This is a genomic window from Candidatus Campbellbacteria bacterium (assembly GCA_034521025.1).
Classification (GTDB): Bacteria; Patescibacteriota; Minisyncoccia; order Phycocordibacterales; family JAXHMZ01; genus JAXHMZ01.
On record JAXHMZ010000005.1, the window covers coordinates 239,280 to 254,464 of the forward strand.

At 43.2% G+C, this 15,185-nt stretch carries 20 protein-coding genes; all 20 read left to right on the forward strand.

Features of this window, described 5'->3' with window-relative positions; genetic code table 11:
* The first annotated feature begins 2 nt into the window (after positions 1–2).
* The 20 genes from rplE (at position 3) to ftsE (ending at position 15,185) form a co-directional block, all read left to right on the forward strand.
* Positions 3–560: a 50S ribosomal protein L5 gene (gene rplE / locus U5L75_03695; GenBank protein ID MDZ7726656.1), complete on the forward strand. Its 558-nt coding sequence runs from the start codon at positions 3–5 to the stop codon at positions 558–560.
* Positions 561–689: 129 nt separating this feature from the next.
* Positions 690–872 carry a hypothetical protein gene (locus tag U5L75_03700; protein ID MDZ7726657.1) on the forward strand — a complete coding sequence of 61 codons (183 nt, stop codon included), beginning with the start codon at positions 690–692 and terminating at the stop codon, positions 870–872.
* Positions 873–939: 67 nt separating this feature from the next.
* Positions 940–1,344 (forward strand): hypothetical protein, encoded by a 405-nt coding sequence (locus U5L75_03705; GenBank protein MDZ7726658.1) that lies wholly within the window; start codon positions 940–942, stop codon positions 1,342–1,344.
* A gap of 165 nt (positions 1,345–1,509) precedes the next feature.
* The gene (locus tag U5L75_03710) at positions 1,510–1,695 is read left to right on the forward strand and encodes a type Z 30S ribosomal protein S14 (GenBank protein ID MDZ7726659.1); all 186 of its coding nucleotides are present in this window, start codon (positions 1,510–1,512) and stop codon (positions 1,693–1,695) included.
* Complete coding sequence (gene rpsH, locus U5L75_03715; protein ID MDZ7726660.1) at positions 1,689–2,084, forward strand: 30S ribosomal protein S8; 396 nt, start codon at positions 1,689–1,691, stop codon at positions 2,082–2,084. Before U5L75_03710 ends, rpsH begins: the two co-directional genes overlap by 7 nt.
* 9 nt (positions 2,085–2,093) lie before the next feature.
* Positions 2,094–2,627 carry a 50S ribosomal protein L6 gene (rplF, locus tag U5L75_03720; protein ID MDZ7726661.1) on the forward strand — a complete coding sequence of 178 codons (534 nt, stop codon included), beginning with the start codon at positions 2,094–2,096 and terminating at the stop codon, positions 2,625–2,627.
* A gap of 5 nt (positions 2,628–2,632) precedes the next feature.
* Positions 2,633–2,977 carry a 50S ribosomal protein L18 gene (rplR, locus tag U5L75_03725; GenBank protein MDZ7726662.1) on the forward strand — a complete coding sequence of 115 codons (345 nt, stop codon included), beginning with the start codon at positions 2,633–2,635 and terminating at the stop codon, positions 2,975–2,977.
* An 11-nt stretch (positions 2,978–2,988) separates the two neighbouring features.
* Positions 2,989–3,723, forward strand: coding sequence for a 30S ribosomal protein S5 (locus tag U5L75_03730; GenBank protein ID MDZ7726663.1), 735 nt, complete (start codon positions 2,989–2,991; stop codon positions 3,721–3,723).
* An 11-nt stretch (positions 3,724–3,734) separates the two neighbouring features.
* The gene (locus tag U5L75_03735) at positions 3,735–4,166 is read left to right on the forward strand and encodes an uL15 family ribosomal protein (protein ID MDZ7726664.1); all 432 of its coding nucleotides are present in this window, start codon (positions 3,735–3,737) and stop codon (positions 4,164–4,166) included.
* 3 nt (positions 4,167–4,169) lie between these two features.
* On the forward strand, positions 4,170–5,441 hold the full coding sequence (secY, locus tag U5L75_03740) for a preprotein translocase subunit SecY (GenBank protein MDZ7726665.1): 1,272 nt from the start codon (positions 4,170–4,172) through the stop codon (positions 5,439–5,441).
* A 45-nt stretch (positions 5,442–5,486) separates the two neighbouring features.
* Positions 5,487–6,086, forward strand: a complete 600-nt coding sequence (locus U5L75_03745) for a hypothetical protein (GenBank protein MDZ7726666.1) — start codon at positions 5,487–5,489, stop codon at positions 6,084–6,086.
* Positions 6,087–6,121: 35 nt separating this feature from the next.
* Positions 6,122–6,715: a nucleoside monophosphate kinase gene (locus U5L75_03750; GenBank protein ID MDZ7726667.1), complete on the forward strand. Its 594-nt coding sequence runs from the start codon at positions 6,122–6,124 to the stop codon at positions 6,713–6,715.
* A 2-nt stretch (positions 6,716–6,717) separates the two neighbouring features.
* Complete coding sequence (locus U5L75_03755; protein ID MDZ7726668.1) at positions 6,718–7,347, forward strand: nucleoside monophosphate kinase; 630 nt, start codon at positions 6,718–6,720, stop codon at positions 7,345–7,347.
* Entirely contained in the window at positions 7,337–8,104 is a 768-nt protein-coding gene (gene map / locus U5L75_03760; GenBank protein ID MDZ7726669.1) for a type I methionyl aminopeptidase, read from the forward strand. Before U5L75_03755 ends, map begins: the two co-directional genes overlap by 11 nt.
* A gap of 45 nt (positions 8,105–8,149) precedes the next feature.
* Entirely contained in the window at positions 8,150–9,676 is a 1,527-nt protein-coding gene (locus U5L75_03765; protein MDZ7726670.1) for a hypothetical protein, read from the forward strand.
* A gap of 3 nt (positions 9,677–9,679) precedes the next feature.
* Positions 9,680–12,433 carry a type IV secretion system DNA-binding domain-containing protein gene (locus U5L75_03770; GenBank protein ID MDZ7726671.1) on the forward strand — a complete coding sequence of 918 codons (2,754 nt, stop codon included), beginning with the start codon at positions 9,680–9,682 and terminating at the stop codon, positions 12,431–12,433.
* A 92-nt stretch (positions 12,434–12,525) separates the two neighbouring features.
* On the forward strand, positions 12,526–13,128 hold the full coding sequence (locus U5L75_03775; protein ID MDZ7726672.1) for a nucleoside-diphosphate kinase: 603 nt from the start codon (positions 12,526–12,528) through the stop codon (positions 13,126–13,128).
* Between the two features lie 56 nt (positions 13,129–13,184).
* Positions 13,185–13,565 (forward strand): hypothetical protein, encoded by a 381-nt coding sequence (locus tag U5L75_03780; GenBank protein MDZ7726673.1) that lies wholly within the window; start codon positions 13,185–13,187, stop codon positions 13,563–13,565.
* Positions 13,566–13,617: 52 nt separating this feature from the next.
* Positions 13,618–14,499 carry a PCRF domain-containing protein gene (locus tag U5L75_03785; GenBank protein ID MDZ7726674.1) on the forward strand — a complete coding sequence of 294 codons (882 nt, stop codon included), beginning with the start codon at positions 13,618–13,620 and terminating at the stop codon, positions 14,497–14,499.
* 5 nt (positions 14,500–14,504) lie between these two features.
* Positions 14,505–15,185 carry a cell division ATP-binding protein FtsE gene (ftsE, locus tag U5L75_03790; protein MDZ7726675.1) on the forward strand — a complete coding sequence of 227 codons (681 nt, stop codon included), beginning with the start codon at positions 14,505–14,507 and terminating at the stop codon, positions 15,183–15,185.

Below are 15,185 nucleotides of genomic sequence, written 5' to 3' on the forward strand. Positions count from 1 at the left end.
TTATGACAACGACTTTAAGAGAAAAACAAAGCAAGGCATTTGAGGAGTTGAAAGGTGATCTTGGATACGAAAACAAGATGCAGGCTCCGCGTATTGAAAAGATAGTTATATCAAGCGGTATCGGTAAAGTGGACGATAAGAACAAAATTGAACTTATCGAGGATCGGTTGGCTCGTATTACCGGCCAAAAACCCGCTCCACGCCAGGCGAAAAAATCCATTGCTAGCTTTAAAGTACGTGAAGGCGACAAGGTTGGCTATCAGGTCACTCTGCGCGGACCCGAGAAGGAGGCGTTTTTTGACAAGCTGATAAATGTCGCCATTCCGCGTATGCGCGACTTTCGTGGGCTGTCTCGCGAATCGGTAGACGAAATGGGTAATTATACTGTCGGAGTCAGGGAGCACACTATTTTTCCCGAGACGTCAGATGAAGAGCTGCGCAATGTGTTTGGTTTTTCAGTTACTATCGTGACAACCGCAAAGAGCGGCGAAGAAGCTTTGAGGTATTTAGAGTACCTAGGTTTGCCGATAAAAAAAGAGGAAACCGAAACTGAACAATAAAACAACGCAAAACGGCCTAAAATAAGGGAAATAAATGCTTCAATCTATAGATTGAAGCATTTATTTTGTCATTATTACTTAACTCAATTGTTAACAATCGAAGCATATGGTTGTGATACAATTTAGCCCATGGAAGGCAAAGAATCATTTCCGCAAAATCCAGAAGGTGAGAGCGAAGAGAGTTCTCCGGAAAGCGGTCCGGAGGCTATCGAGGGTGATAAAACAGAGAGCGGAGAAGTTCCAGAATTTGACCCAGAGAGAGTCGATACAGATAAATTAAGGGAAGCGATCAGAAGAGCAAAAAATAGTTAATAGCGAACTTAAGGGCTTTTTGAGAGCATAAGTTCGATTGATCTATAACTAAGAAAGTTTATATAAAATGGAAAATTTTAACGATCAACTCGAAGACAACGAAGAAGATCTAAGGCAAGCTAGCGTAAATAAAACCCCGGAAGAGGTGAGAGAGCGAATGAGAGAACTCTCAGAAGAGATCAAGGATGAAAATAGCGAAAGAGAAGGAGATATGAATGCGGATGAATTGAGACAAAGACAAGAAGAAGCGGGGGACACAACCGGGGACGAAGACTTTGGTAAACCAGCTGGGGTTAATATGACTCCCGAGGAGGTTAGAAAAAAACAGGAAGAAGAGGAAAGTAAACTCTCCCAAGCTAAAGGTAGATTGGTGGACGCCGCGGTTGAAAAAAGCCCCGAAGAGCTTAGGCGAGACGCGGCCGAGGGAGGAGACGAAGAAGACGGTGACGAAGAGATGAAAAAAGCCGCTTAATAAAGCATTTTGCGCAGGTACATAAACATCGCAAGGGGTCAAAAAGGCATTTGACAATAATCTACTATCTTGCTAATCTTCTGTGGTAAAGCTCACGGGCTTTTTACTTTTGTCTTTATAACAAGACTTATATTTGTTAGTAATTATTTATTTGCAAGTTAATTTATGGCTAAAAAGTCAGTAATCGCACGAAGCCAAAAGAAGCCGAAACACTCGACGCGCGTAGTGCGGCGTTGTTTTAAGTGCGGTCGCAAGCGCGGCTATATGCGAGATTTTGACCTTTGCCGTATCTGCTTTAGAGAACTTGCAAATGAAGGGAAAATTCCCGGAGTTAGAAAATCGTCATGGTAACAGACCCTATTGGAGACTTTTTAACGCGTATTGAGAACGCAGGAAACGCCCGTCAGAATACGACAACGGTGCCGTTTTCGTCGCTGAAAGAAAATATAGCCAAAGTTCTTGAGCGCGAAGGATACATTGCAAGTGTTGAAACGTCAGGTAAGAACACCTCAAAGACTCTCGAGGTTGGGATCAAGTATAGTGCCGACAAAACACCTCGAGTGAATAAAACCGAACGAGTGTCCAAGCCGTCACGCAGAATGTATACTTCTTATGAAGATATAAAGCCGTTCAAATTCGGGAAAGGCAATACGATCCTTTCAACCCCCAAAGGCATCCTTACTGATATGGAGGCCAAAAAACAAGAAGTGGGAGGAGAGATACTTTTTTCAATCTGGTAAGAGAAATATATGTCACGAGTAGGAAAACAAGAATTAAAAATACCTAATGGTACGACCGTCGAACTAAACGGCGATACTGTTGTTGTTAAGGGGCCAAAGGGAACTTTGGAGAGGACTCTGAATCCCAAGGTAAACGTTTCGGTAGAAGATGGTGAGGTTAAAGTTACTCCTGTCGATGACGAACTTCCTACTCAAGCGCTGTGGGGTACTTTTGCCTCGCACATAAAAAATATGATAGACGGGGTAAACGATCCCTTTGAGAAGAAACTAGAAGTAGAGGGCGTGGGATATCGAGCGGAAATGCAAGGTAGCGACTTGGTTTTGAATGTCGGGTATTCGCATCCTATAAAGATGCCGATACCGGAAGGCGTTGAGGTTTCAGTTGAAAAAAATGTCATTTCGGTATCTGGTCCCAACAAAGAGACTGTCGGACAATTCGCCTCCTCGATCCGGTCTATGAGGAAGCCGGAGCCGTACAAAGGCAAAGGAATTCATTATGAAGATGAGTATGTCCGCCGTAAGCAAGGTAAGAAATCTGTATAACCTTTATGACCACTCTTAGAAACAAAAAAAGACTCAACCGACATAATCGCATTCGTGCGAGAATAATGGGAACTGCCGAGCGTCCTCGCCTTGCTGTTTTTCGTTCAAATAAACAGTTCTACGCGCAGCTTGTTGATGATGAGGCGGGAGAAACACTTATCGGAGTAACCTCCCTTAATATCAAGAACAAATCTTCCAAAGAAAAAGCACAGGATGTGGCAAAAGAGATAGCGAAAAAGGCGAAGGAAAAAGGTATAGAGAAAGTAGTTTTTGATCGCGGTGGTTTTCTTTACACCGGTAACATTAAGCTTTTCGCTGATACCGCTCGGGAAGCAGGGTTAATTTTTTAGATTTTATGCAGATGACTACGGACAAAACAAAAGAAGATATGACTGAAAAAACCAATTCGCCAAAGCCAAAGAGTGAAGGTAAAGAAGGCTCAGAACGAACTAGCTCTCAGAGCTATAATAAAGATAGCGCGCGAGTGTCGCGATACGGAGATCCGAGCAAGCGCCAATCAAAAGAAGGGGCAGAAAACCGCAGAGGTGGAGGCAGAAAACAAGGAAAGCGTTTTAATAAAAAAGGAGATCGTCCTCGTCCTGAATTTGATCAGAAAATTGTTTCAATTCGTCGAGTTACGCGTGTAGTAGCAGGAGGTAGGCGTTTTAGCTTTTCTGTTTCACTGGTAGCAGGTGATAGAAAAGGATCGGTTGGAGTCGGTATCGGCAAGGCATCTGATACTGCTCTCGCCATCGAAAAAGCATTTCGTGACGCCAAAAGTTCAATGGTTAAGATAAAACGAACAGAAGAAGGTTCTATTCCTCATGACGTGGAAGCAAGGTATACTTCTTCGCACGTTCTACTGCGTCCTTCTAAGGGCAAGGGACTCGTCGCGGGTAGCTCAGTCAGGACCGTTCTAGATTTTGCCGGTATCAAAGACGTATCAGGAAAACTTATTTCACGTAGTAAGAACAAACTGAACAACGCACGGGCTACCGTTAAAGCTTTGGAGAAGTTTGGGGTTGTTGAAAGACAGGAAAAGCCCGCTTCCTCAGAGGAGAGTGAGAATAAAGAGGAGACGCAAAGTAGATCTTAATATTAAAAATTATGCAGATAAATTCACTAGAGAGAAAACATCCGAATAAAACGTCACGACAGTTGGGACGTGGAGGCAAGCGTGGCAAGACTTCCGGGCGTGGTCACAAAGGTCAAAAGGCGCGCGCGGGGCACCGTATTCGTCCTGAAATACGCGACGAGATCAAGAGTATGCCAAAATTGCGCGGTTATAGGTTCTCTAGCTTCACAGCAAAACCAATACCCGTGAATTTGGCTCTTCTAGAAAAGCACTACAAGGAGGGTGAGGCAGTTACGGTAGTTTCTTTAATGGAAAAAGGTCTTGTTAAAAAACAAGGAGGCAAAGCGCCGGCCGTAAAAATTCTTGGCAATGGCGATATTACCAAAAAATTAAATGTAGAAGGTATCGAAGTATCGACTACAGCTAGAGAAAAAATAGAAAAAGCCGGAGGTAAGATCTCATAGAGTATGAACTTTTTTGTTACATTCCAGAAAGCGTTTAAAGATCCGCAAATAAAAAAGCGAATATTTTTCGTATTATTTGCTCTTTTTATATTTCGGGTTTTAGCCGCTATACCGATTCCGGCTATCGATCAGGCGGAACTTTCTACTCTTTTGTCCGGTAACCAATTCTTAGGTTTGCTCAACCTGTTTTCAGGTGGCGGACTTTCATCGCTTTCGATCGTTATGCTCGGAGTTGGTCCTTTCATTACCGCCTCTATTGGTATGCAGCTTCTAACGACCGTTATTCCCCAGCTTAAAACGATGTACCACGAAGAGGGGGACGCGGGACGTCGCAAGTTTTCCCAGATCTCTCGTATGATCACGGTTCCACTAGCTCTTTTCCAGGCTTTTGGATTTCTGATCTTTCTTCAACAACAAGGTATTCTTAGCGGGCTTTCGATCCCGGAGCTTGTTACGAACGCAGTCATAGTGGCCACCGGCTCGGTGCTTATTATGTGGGTCGGAGAGCTTATCTCAGAATTTGGAATAGGTAATGGAGTATCAATGATAATTTTTGCCGGTATTGTTGCCGGTTTGCCGTCCACGGTTCAACAGTTGGCTTTCACTTACACTCCGGCCGATCTTCCAATTTACATCGCTTTCGCGTTTGCGGCGATTGCTATCGTATCTGGAGTTGTGGCGATCTCTGAGGCGGAGCGTCCGATCCCGATCACTAATTCTAAACAAGCACGAGGGGGCGCGCGCAGTGCCGGTCAAATTTCTACCTACCTACCATTAAAGGTAAATCAGGCCGGAGTTATGCCCATAATCTTTGCTTTGGCGATACTTTTGTTCCCGCAGTTCGTGTTCGGCTTTCTCTCCGGCCTTGATAACGCGGCGCTCGCATCTTTTGGTGATCAAGCTACGCAATTATTCCAAAACGCTATATTCTACTCGTTGTTTTACTTTGGTTTGGTATTCTTTTTCACTTACTTCTATACGGCTATTACGTTCGACCCTGAATCTATAGCGGAGAATCTGCAGAAGAGCGGTTCATATGTTCCTGGAGTGCGTCCAGGCACAGCCACCGAAAAATATATCGGCTCGGTTTTGACAAGAATTACTTTTGTCGGCGCGACCTTCTTGGGCGTTATAGCCGTACTGCCTCTCATTATGCAGGGGATCACAGGTAATCCGAATCTGGCCATCGGCGGTACCGCGCTCCTGATCGTTGTCTCGGTAGTTTTGGACTTCATCAAAAAAGTGGATGCGCAGGTCTCAATGCGCGAATATTAAAAACAAAACGTGCCACGGCACGTTTTTTTGTATACTATAGACACAATGGAAGGGACATTCATTCTCATCATGGGGCCATCCGGAAGCGGTAAGGGTACTTTGCTTTCGCATATACGCAAGCGTTTCTCCGAAGAAGCTGAGGTGGTTTTCCCGGTTTCGTGTACTACGCGCGCTATCCGACCGGGCGAGAAAGATGGCGAGACTTACTATTTTATATCTCGAGAGGAATTTAACGAAAGGATCAATAACGATGAGTTTTTGGAGTGGGCTGAATATGGAGGCAATCTTTACGGAACTCTTAAATCGGAAATAATGTCACCTTTAAAAGACGACCTTGTGGTGGTCAGAGAGGTTGAAGTTCAAGGAGTTCGTTCGATACTGTCGATCTTTCCGCGCCCTAACCTTCATTTGGTATATGTTGACGCGGGAGAATGGAGTGATTTTGAAAAAAGAATAAAGTCACGCGCACCCATTGAGGATAAAGAATTGAAAGAAAGACAAGAGCGTTATAAGGATGAATTGTCCTTTAGAGAAAAAGCGGACGAAGTTATCTCTAATAGAGATGGAGAACTTGGTGAGGCAAAGAAAAGAATGGAGAAAATAGTTTCTTCTAAATTGAGCGATAGAGTTCAACGAGAAAGTTGAATTGAATAACGCGATCAGATAGACTGTCTACTAGTATGAATCAACACACTATAATATTTATCGGAAGCCAAGGGAGCGGAAAGGGTACTCAAGCCCAGCGCCTAACAGAATATTTGGAAGTAGAATATCCGGAAGTGCCGGTATTTCTTTTTGGTACGGGAGAAGGATTTCGGAATTTTGCGAAAGAAGAAGGTTATACGAACAAAATCGTTGCTGACTATCTTTCGCGGGGAGAGATATTGCCGGTCTTTTTGCCGATTTGGTTATGGACAAAGATGTGTATAGAGAACTTAAAGGGCAACGAGCATATAGTTTTTGAGGGTTCTCCGCGCACGAAATTGGAGGCGCAAGTAATGGAAAGCGCGTTTGATTTTTATGCCCGAGATTCGGTAACTGTGATAAAGCTTGAGGTTTCCAAAGAAGAGGTGGTCAGGCGGCTCTTGGAGCGCGGACGCTCAGATGATACAAGAGAAGCTATTGAAGAGCGTCTTAGTTGGTACGAGGAAAATGTAAATCCCGCGCTTGAATTTTTTGCAGAAAATTCTCGTTATGATCTTGTTTCTATAGACGGTGAAAAAACGCCTGATGAAGTATTTGAAAGTATTTTAGAAAAAACTAACTTGAGTTAATTATGGATCTCCAAACTTTTATTATTCTAGGAAGTTCGGGAAGTGGTAAGGGAACGCAAACACGAATGTTGAATCAATATCTGGAAGAGGTAGACAAAGAAAGGGGTGTGATAGAGCTTGTGATGGGAGACAATCTTCGCGAGTTGTGGAGAAGGCAAGGGTATACAGAAGAAAGGTCAAAAGAACTAATGGAGCTCGGGAAATTGCAACCGAGCTTTTTACAGATCTATACTTGGACGCAATTCTTTATTGATAATTTGGAAGGGAATGAACATTTGATCGTTGACGGTACTCCGCGAAGAATTGAGGACGCTATTGCTATGGATTCTGCCTTCCGTTTTTATGAAAGACCAAAGCCGAAATTTATTTTTCTTGATATTTCGCGTGAAGAAGCAAAGAAGAGGTTATTAGAAAGATCCGCGCAGTCTAAAAATAAAACAGACTTGCGTTCAATTGAGGACGAGGAGGAAAAAATTGAATCACGTCTCGACTGGTTTGAAGAATTTGTACTACCGGCTGTTGACTTTTTTAAGAATAATCCGGATTATAAATTTATTAATATAGATGGAGAGCTTCCAGTTGAAGAGGTGCATAGAAGTATAATCAAAAAAGCATTCGAAGATGATCTGTAAAACAGAACAAGAAAAAGAGATCTTGCGAGAGGGAGGCAAGCGCCTTGCCGAAATCCGCTCTGTTCTAGCCGAGAAAACTAAAGCTGGTGTCTCTACAGTGGAATTGGATGAGTTGGCTTATCAATTGTGTACTAAGGACGGAGATCTGCCCGCGTTTCTGAACTATACTCCTTTTGGAGCGCCCAGACCCTTTCCTTCCAGTATATGTGTTTCCGTAAACGACGTCGTGGTACACGGAATTCCGACTGAAGATCCGCGAGTCATAAAAGAAGGAGATTTGGTTACTATTGACGTAGGTTTAGTTCACAAAGGGCTGATAACAGACAGTGCTATTACGGTAGAAGTGGGAGAGGTAAAAGATAGAGAACACAGAATGGTTGTGGCTGCGAGAGAAGCGCTCGATAAGGCCATAAAAAAGGTTCGTGCCGGTGTGCGCGTAGGAGAGATATCAAAAGTCATAGAACAGACCGTTAAAGAACAAGGTTTTGGCGTGCCCCAGGAATTGGGAGGCCACGGAGTTGGCAAGTCAATACACGAAGAACCAAGTATCACGAACGTTTTCTTTGGGAACCTTGGTCCTTCCTTGCGAGAAGGAGAGGTAATAGCCATAGAGCCGATCATTACTATGGGCAAGGGAGATATAGTTTTCGATCACAAGGATGGATACACGATAACCACCAAAGATGGTTCAAAAAGCGCGCATTCAGAACACACCTTAATTGTAACCAAGAACGGATCTGAGATCTTGACTGTTTAAAGAATTCACATGGCGTAGTTTTTCCTATGGTACAATTGAGAGTATATGGTGGACGCATCTAACCAAGGAACAACATCGCAAGATATTTCACGTGCCGCGAATGTAGATTCGCATGACGTGGAGGACATAGATCGAGAACTGGAGGCCTATTTAGAGGAAAAACGCTCCGGTAAATCAATGAACTTTGATCATTCTGTGGATGAGCAGTTATCCAATATAAGACAAAAAATGAAATCGGGTGGCCGAGAAAACAAATCTTCTTCAGTGGGCGGAGGGGTGCCACAGAAAGCTGATTCTAAAAATTCTAGTAACAATAGCTCGGCTCATTCTGCTGACGTGAAAAGTTCAGACTCCGAGCACGAGAATATCATTCGGTCGCTCGAAGAGAAATATAGTGTTGGCAAAGAAAAAGCCAAAGATAACAAAGCACCAGATCAGCCGAAGGAAAGAGAGGATTCAAACGGGGAAGATAAAAAAGACACTAAAGATACTAAAGCGACCAAAGAAACCGAAGAAAACGCAAAAAAAGATCAAGCTGGCGGCGACTCACCCGACATTTCTCTAGGCAGGTTAATGGATAATATTGAAGGTTTGGATGAGCCACACGCCAAAACTTTATATGAAAAGATCAAGCAATTGCCCGAAAGATCCCAAGGAAAGATCATTGATGATTTTCTGCCTAAGTTACGGCGCAACAAAGAACGCAAAGAACTTTTCGAAAGAACTCAATCAGAACTGGAAAACGAACTGAAAAACTTTTTGGATAATAATGCATCTCCTAACACCTCGACAGACGACGAAAGTTTGGCTAAACCGCTGACTTTCTCAAAAGACACTCCTAACGAGGAAGCCACAGTATCGGAAAAATCGAAAGGATTTGATGTCCTTGATAGACAGAAAAATACCACTGAGAATGTTCATAGATTCTCAGAAAATCAGGACTCTGGGCAAAAAGAAAAGGCTAGTGAAGAAGAAACCGTATCTAGTAGTACAAGTGTAGATGAGAAAGATTCAAAGGAGGAAGGTGAAGCCGACGAGAAGATAAAAGAAAACCAAGATACTCTTTCTGAAGCGAGAGATACTAAAACGAAAGAAACAAACGAAGTAGAAGAAGCAAGTCAAGCGAACGAGATCGATGAGAAAAAGTCTGAAGTATTCGAAGCTGCGCAAGAAGAAAAGGTTAAAAAAGAACCGAGAGAAGAAGAGCGTCCAGAAGGACAGGAAAGCCCAGATAAAGTCAGCCTAAAAGACGAATCCAAAGATAAAGAAGAAACACCTGGAGAGAAAGCCGAAGGATTTGAAAAAGCTGCAAAAGAGGAAAGTCAAGATACAGAGGACAATATCATAGAAGAATATAAGCAATATTTGGCAGGACTTGATAAAAAGCCGGTGGTGCTAGTTTATGAACCAGAGAACGGCTTTGTGAGGAAAGAAGTTAATCCAGAAGATTCTTCTCTCAACCTTTCCTATTCCTACGACAAAGAATCAGATTCGGTAGTTCTTTCAATATTTGACACTGAAGGTAACGAGCTTGGCTCCCAAAGGACTCCACGGAGCAAGATCAAATCCTAGCGTATGGAAAGAAATCCATTCGAGGGAAAGAAATTTGATAGTACCGAAGAGGAACTCGCGTTCCTTCGCGAGGAGCTGCGCAAAAGAGAGAGTGCTCTTGAAACGCTACCTGGTGAGAGTCAAGAAGTAGAAAGAGAAAACAGAGAAGCCAAAGCGCGTGAGGTTGTATCTGAATACGCGAATAACTCTTTTGCTTTAAATGAAGAGAGACCGGAAGAAATCACTCAGTCGCCGGAAATTAAGGAGCTTGGTTTAGCTCCGGAAAAACACGACGAAAAAGTCTCCGAATTGCTGAATTTGGCCAAGGAGAAAGGCATCAAACAGACTCTAAGAGAAGTTCGAGCTCTCAATGATCCGCATCTCGAAGACGACTTTCACCGTCTTTTAGCGGAATATATAAAGACAGACCATCAGTTATCAGGGGTTGAAAATAACAAACGACTTTCCAGGGGTCTAAATCTCTCTCTTTTTGAGGTTAAGGTATCAAAGTCGGACCTCGACGACGGCAAAGATGAAACTTTTAAATCAAATCATTCCCTTATGCAGGAGTTGTTCTCCGGTCTTCGCTCTATTGCAGAAGGTGGCATAGAAGGAGGAAAAAAAGGTTTTTACTTTGGAATAGAAATTGCTCTTGAGTACATTGGATCTCAAGTGAGATTTTTTGTAGCTATTCCCAAAGAAAAAATAGAGATGTTCGAGAAACAATTTTCTGCTTTATTTCCGAATGCGCACATCTCTTACGTAAAGGATGACTATAATATCTTTAATGAAAACGGCAAAGCAAGTGTTTCCAGAGGGTTCCTGAAATCTTCTGAAATTTTACCTATACGCACTTTTGATCTTTTCGAAACCGACCCTCTTAATACCATTTTGAATTCTTTTACTGAACTTGAACGCGAAGGTGAAGGGGCGGCGTTACAGTTCTTATTTTCTCCTCGTGGAGAAGGGGCGAACAAAAATTTTCGAGAGGTTAAAGAAAGGGTAGAAAAAGGGTCCAGTTTAGACAAAGCATTAGAAGAGGGCACTTTAGCCGGAGAATTCAAGAAACTTTTTCTACCCGGAAAGAAAAAGTCTAAAAACGAAGATGAACGAGAAGAGGTTTCAGAAAACGAGGAATTGGTAGAAAAGATAGAAAATAAAATATCTTCTCCTTTGTATAAAGTTAACATTCGCGTAATTACTTCAGCTAACGAAGTAGGCAGGGCAAAAGTTATTCGCGAGAACATAGAGTCGGCTTTCAATCAATTTGACCTTGAAGGATCGAACGCTATTCGTTTCAAAGAAGTTAAAGGCAACGCATTACGGAAGTTTGAGAACAAATATTCTTTTAGATTGTTTGATGAGAGCAATGCCTTTTCGTTAAATACAAGAGAAGCGGCAACGCTTGTTCATATTCCCGGGCTTGGTACACATGTTTTAAGATCTTCGGGTTCACCTGGTCGTGAATCAGGAGCGCCTCCGAATGATATGCCGGAAGAGGGACTTTTGGTTGGCACTAATGATTATAGAGGGCGTGAACGCAAGATATTCCTTTCTCCCGACGATCGTCTGCGTCACTTGTATGTAGTAGGGCAAACCGGCACCGGTAAGACCACTATGTTAAAAAATATGATCACTCAAGACATATTGGATGGAGAAGGTGTCTGTATGATAGATCCGCACGGCTCAGATATAGAAGACATTCTAGCGGTTGTACCCGAAGAAAGATATGACGATGTCATATATTTTGATCCGAGCGATCAGTCTCGTCCGATGGGACTTAATATGCTTGAGTTTGACAGCACTAGACCCGAAGAGAAAACGTTCGTTGTGAACGAAATGTTATCTATATTTAACAAACTCTTCGATATGAAGACGGCGGGAGGTCCTATGTTTGAGCAGTATTTCCGCAACGCCGTACTATTGGCTCTAGGAGGAGATGAGCCGGCTACTCTCTTTGATGTTTCGCGAGTCTTATCCGACGCTGATTTTCGCAACAAGAAAATTTCTGTTTCTAATAATCCGCCAGTAATACAATTTTGGAATGAGATAGCAAACAAAGCGGGCGGAGAAGCGTCGTTGCAAAATATAGTTCCTTACATTACTTCAAAATTTGATGTCTTTCTTTCTAATGACGTAATGCGGCCTATTATTGCCCAGAAGCAATCATCCTTTAGTTTTCGTGAAGTTATGGATGAGAGAAAAATTCTCTTGGTCAATCTTTCCAAAGGAAAATTGGGCGATATAAACTCTTCTCTTATCGGCCTTATAATCGTCGGGAAATTGCTCCTAGCGGCGCTATCGCGAGCGGATTCGCAAAGAGAAGAATTTCCTCCTTTCTATTTATACTTAGATGAGTTCCAAAACATAACCACCGACTCCATATCTACGATCCTTTCTGAGGCGCGCAAATATAAGCTTTCTCTCACGGTGGCGCACCAGTTCATAGCTCAACTTTCCGAACCCATTCGTGATGCGGTATTTGGCAACGTCGGGTCACTTGCAAGTTTTAGGGTGGGTGCCGATGATGCTGAATATTTGGAAAAATTATTTTCACCGACTTTTGATGCTCAAGATATTATGAATATTCAAAATCGTCAGGCAATACTGAAGCCGTTGGTCAGCGGCACCCCTCGTGATCCGTTTTTGATAAATACGCAGGCGCCAGTTGAAGGTAATGAGGGCCAAATAGAGAAACTCAAGGATCTTTCTAAAGACAGATTCGGGCGTGATCGTACAGAAATCGAAAGAGAGATCATAGAGAACTATAGAAAATGATAGTCACTCATAAGAAATTTTTCGTTCGCATCTAGAAGAATTTGTTTATTGGTGTATAATCGAATGCAAAGTTTTAACTAATAATAAGATATATGGATCATCCTAAAAAAGAACAAACGTTTGTAATGGTAAAACCCGATGGCGTACAACGTTCGCTTGTCGGAGAGATAGTTTCTCGCATTGAAAGAACTGGTTTGAAACTAGTCGGGCTTAAAATGCTTGTGCCCGGTCGATCCCAGGCGGCAGAGCATTACGGCAAGGACGAAGCATGGTGCGAGAAAGTAGGAAACCGAATAATTGAAAACATAAAAGACAGTGGAGAAAAGCCGGGTAAATCGGCTCTCGAATACGGACAAGAAGTTTTGGAAGGGTTATATGATTTTCTTACCGCGGGACCTGTAGTTCAGATGGTGTTTGAAGGCAATCAAGCCGTTGGAGTAGTTAAAAAAATTGTTGGTGACACAGAACCGCTATCGTCTGACGTCGGAACTATTCGCGGAGACCTGACCGTTGACTCTTATGAAATAGCTAATGTAGATGGTCGTGCGGTAAGGAATTTGATCCACTGCTCAGATGAACGGGAAGAAGCCAAGCGTGAAATACAAGTTTGGTTTAGCAAAGATGAGCTGGTGCGCTATCGTCATATCAATGAGCGTATGCTCTATGACGTCAACATAGACGGGATTCTCGAGTAGACGAGTTGCTATTGTCGCCTATCTGTTGTATAAAGCGAGAGGAGAGAGGTGTTTTTATGTCGGAGAAAACCGTGAGTTTCGATAAGCGCTTGTTGCGTCTTGAAGGCTGTAACAGTAATGTCGCAACTAGACATCTGCGCAATGCCCGCTTCAGTGTCTACGGCAGAGTTCAAAAAGGGGATAACAACGCTATAAGTGATCGCAAAAAAGCCGCGATGTATCTTAGAAAAGTATTAGATGCGCGCGTGCTCCAAGTAAAGCTTAGCAAAGAGGAGTGGCAAGATTATGTTCCGGATATGCTGGAGCATTTGTTTGCCAGACACGCGATTCGAAAAGAAATCAACGGAGAAGCACCAATTAGAGAACTGGCCGAAGAGATCGAGACCTTGGCAGCCCGTCTAAGGGAAAGGTTTGTTCCTGATCCGGTTAGTAAATAAGTTTCCAATCGAGGCGCACACATGTGCGCCTTTTGTTATAATACTAGGTAATATGAGTGATTCGAAAGATAAAGTCGCATTGCAAAAACGCCTTGATGAGATAATGAAAGGGATGTCATCGCCGGACTTTTGGAGTAACAAAGAACGCGCGCAAGAAACGGTTCGTGAGATGGAAGAAATAAAAGCTAAGATAGAGGGTGTGGGTAAGTACGATCGTGGTAACGCGATCCTTCATATTTATTCCGGCGCCGGAGGGGATGACGCGGACGATTTTGCTCGAATGTTGCTTAATATGTACCGAAACTACGCGGAAAAAATGGGATGGGGAGTTCAAGTACTTTCAAAAAGTGAATCAAACATAGGAGGAATAAAAACTCTATTTGTCGAGATTGTTGGCAAGGGTGCATATGGTACACTAAAGAGCGAGTCTGGGGTTCATAGACTAGTCCGGACTTCGCCGTTTAACAGTAAAGGTCAGAGGCATACCTCGTTTGCGATGGTTGAAGTTTTGCCTGTATTTGAAAAAACCGGTGAGATAGAGATCAATTCTGATGATGTTGAAATAGAGTTTTCAAAATCCAGCGGTCCGGGAGGTCAGAATGTTAACAAGAGAGAAACGGCGGTCAGGGTGATCCATAAAGATACCGGTATCGCGGTTCAGGTTAGCTCTGAGCGCAGTCAAGCTCAGAATCGTGAAAAGGCTATGCAGATATTGGCGGCGCGCCTATGGGAGAAACAGGAAGAAGACCGAGAACGACTAGGAAAAGGACTTTCGCCGAGTACAAACACCGAGCCTGAATGGGGATCACAAATACGTTCGTACGTACTCCATCCTTACAAAATGGTAAAAGACCACCGAACGGATACAGAGGTAAGGAATGTAGAAGGAGTACTCGAAGGAGACATTGAACCTTTCTTAAGAGCACAACAATAAAAAGCATGATAATTTTTGATAATGTAACGAAAATATACGGCAACGGCGTACCGGCGATCGAAAAAGTCGCTTTTGGGGTCGAGCCGGGCGAGTTTGTCTCTATTGTCGGCCATTCGGGCGCCGGGAAATCTACCCTCGTAAAGCTTTTGTTAGCCGAAGAGATGCCTAGCGAAGGAACGGTACTTTTTGACAAGGTGGATATACATAATTTACGCAAGCGCGACATAAACCTTCTACGTAGGCGGTTGGGTGTGGTATTTCAGGATTTTCGTCTGCTTCCGCACAAAACCGTATTTGAGAATGTGGCTTTTGCGATGGAGGTCTCGGAGCGCACCGACAGTGAGATCGAATCTGATGTTCCTTACGCGTTGGAGTTGGTGGGACTCGAAAACAAAGAAGAGAATTTCCCTAACGAGTTATCCGGCGGTGAGGCGCAACGTCTCGCTATAGCTCGCGCGATCGTAACCCAGCCGGATGTATTAATAGCTGACGAGCCTACAGGAAACTTGGATCCGGTAAATATTCACGACATAATACGAATCCTGGAGAAGATAAACAGTTTGGGTACAACAATTTTGTTGACTACTCATAATAAAGGAGTCGTGGATTCGTTGGATCAGCGCGTCATAACAATGGAAAACGGCCGGATCGTTCGTGACGATAGAAAGGGGCGATACATTATTTAA

Excerpts from the sequence above, each read along its gene's own strand:
- rplE (MDZ7726656.1), top strand. The coding sequence starts at position 3 with ATGACAACGACTTTAAGAGAAAAACAAAGCAAGGCATTTGAGGAGTTG.
- U5L75_03700 (MDZ7726657.1), top strand. The coding sequence starts at position 690 with ATGGAAGGCAAAGAATCATTTCCGCAAAATCCAGAAGGTGAGAGCGAA.
- U5L75_03705 (MDZ7726658.1), top strand. The coding sequence starts at position 940 with ATGGAAAATTTTAACGATCAACTCGAAGACAACGAAGAAGATCTAAGG.
- U5L75_03710 (MDZ7726659.1), top strand. The coding sequence starts at position 1,510 with ATGGCTAAAAAGTCAGTAATCGCACGAAGCCAAAAGAAGCCGAAACAC.
- rpsH (MDZ7726660.1), top strand. The coding sequence starts at position 1,689 with ATGGTAACAGACCCTATTGGAGACTTTTTAACGCGTATTGAGAACGCA.
- rplF (MDZ7726661.1), top strand. The coding sequence starts at position 2,094 with ATGTCACGAGTAGGAAAACAAGAATTAAAAATACCTAATGGTACGACC.
- rplR (MDZ7726662.1), top strand. The coding sequence starts at position 2,633 with ATGACCACTCTTAGAAACAAAAAAAGACTCAACCGACATAATCGCATT.
- U5L75_03730 (MDZ7726663.1), top strand. The coding sequence starts at position 2,989 with ATGACTACGGACAAAACAAAAGAAGATATGACTGAAAAAACCAATTCG.
- U5L75_03735 (MDZ7726664.1), top strand. The coding sequence starts at position 3,735 with ATGCAGATAAATTCACTAGAGAGAAAACATCCGAATAAAACGTCACGA.
- secY (MDZ7726665.1), top strand. The coding sequence starts at position 4,170 with ATGAACTTTTTTGTTACATTCCAGAAAGCGTTTAAAGATCCGCAAATA.
- U5L75_03745 (MDZ7726666.1), top strand. The coding sequence starts at position 5,487 with ATGGAAGGGACATTCATTCTCATCATGGGGCCATCCGGAAGCGGTAAG.
- U5L75_03750 (MDZ7726667.1), top strand. The coding sequence starts at position 6,122 with ATGAATCAACACACTATAATATTTATCGGAAGCCAAGGGAGCGGAAAG.
- U5L75_03755 (MDZ7726668.1), top strand. The coding sequence starts at position 6,718 with ATGGATCTCCAAACTTTTATTATTCTAGGAAGTTCGGGAAGTGGTAAG.
- map (MDZ7726669.1), top strand. The coding sequence starts at position 7,337 with ATGATCTGTAAAACAGAACAAGAAAAAGAGATCTTGCGAGAGGGAGGC.
- U5L75_03765 (MDZ7726670.1), top strand. The coding sequence starts at position 8,150 with ATGGTGGACGCATCTAACCAAGGAACAACATCGCAAGATATTTCACGT.
- U5L75_03770 (MDZ7726671.1), top strand. The coding sequence starts at position 9,680 with ATGGAAAGAAATCCATTCGAGGGAAAGAAATTTGATAGTACCGAAGAG.
- U5L75_03775 (MDZ7726672.1), top strand. The coding sequence starts at position 12,526 with ATGGATCATCCTAAAAAAGAACAAACGTTTGTAATGGTAAAACCCGAT.
- U5L75_03780 (MDZ7726673.1), top strand. The coding sequence starts at position 13,185 with ATGTCGGAGAAAACCGTGAGTTTCGATAAGCGCTTGTTGCGTCTTGAA.
- U5L75_03785 (MDZ7726674.1), top strand. The coding sequence starts at position 13,618 with ATGAGTGATTCGAAAGATAAAGTCGCATTGCAAAAACGCCTTGATGAG.
- ftsE (MDZ7726675.1), top strand. The coding sequence starts at position 14,505 with ATGATAATTTTTGATAATGTAACGAAAATATACGGCAACGGCGTACCG.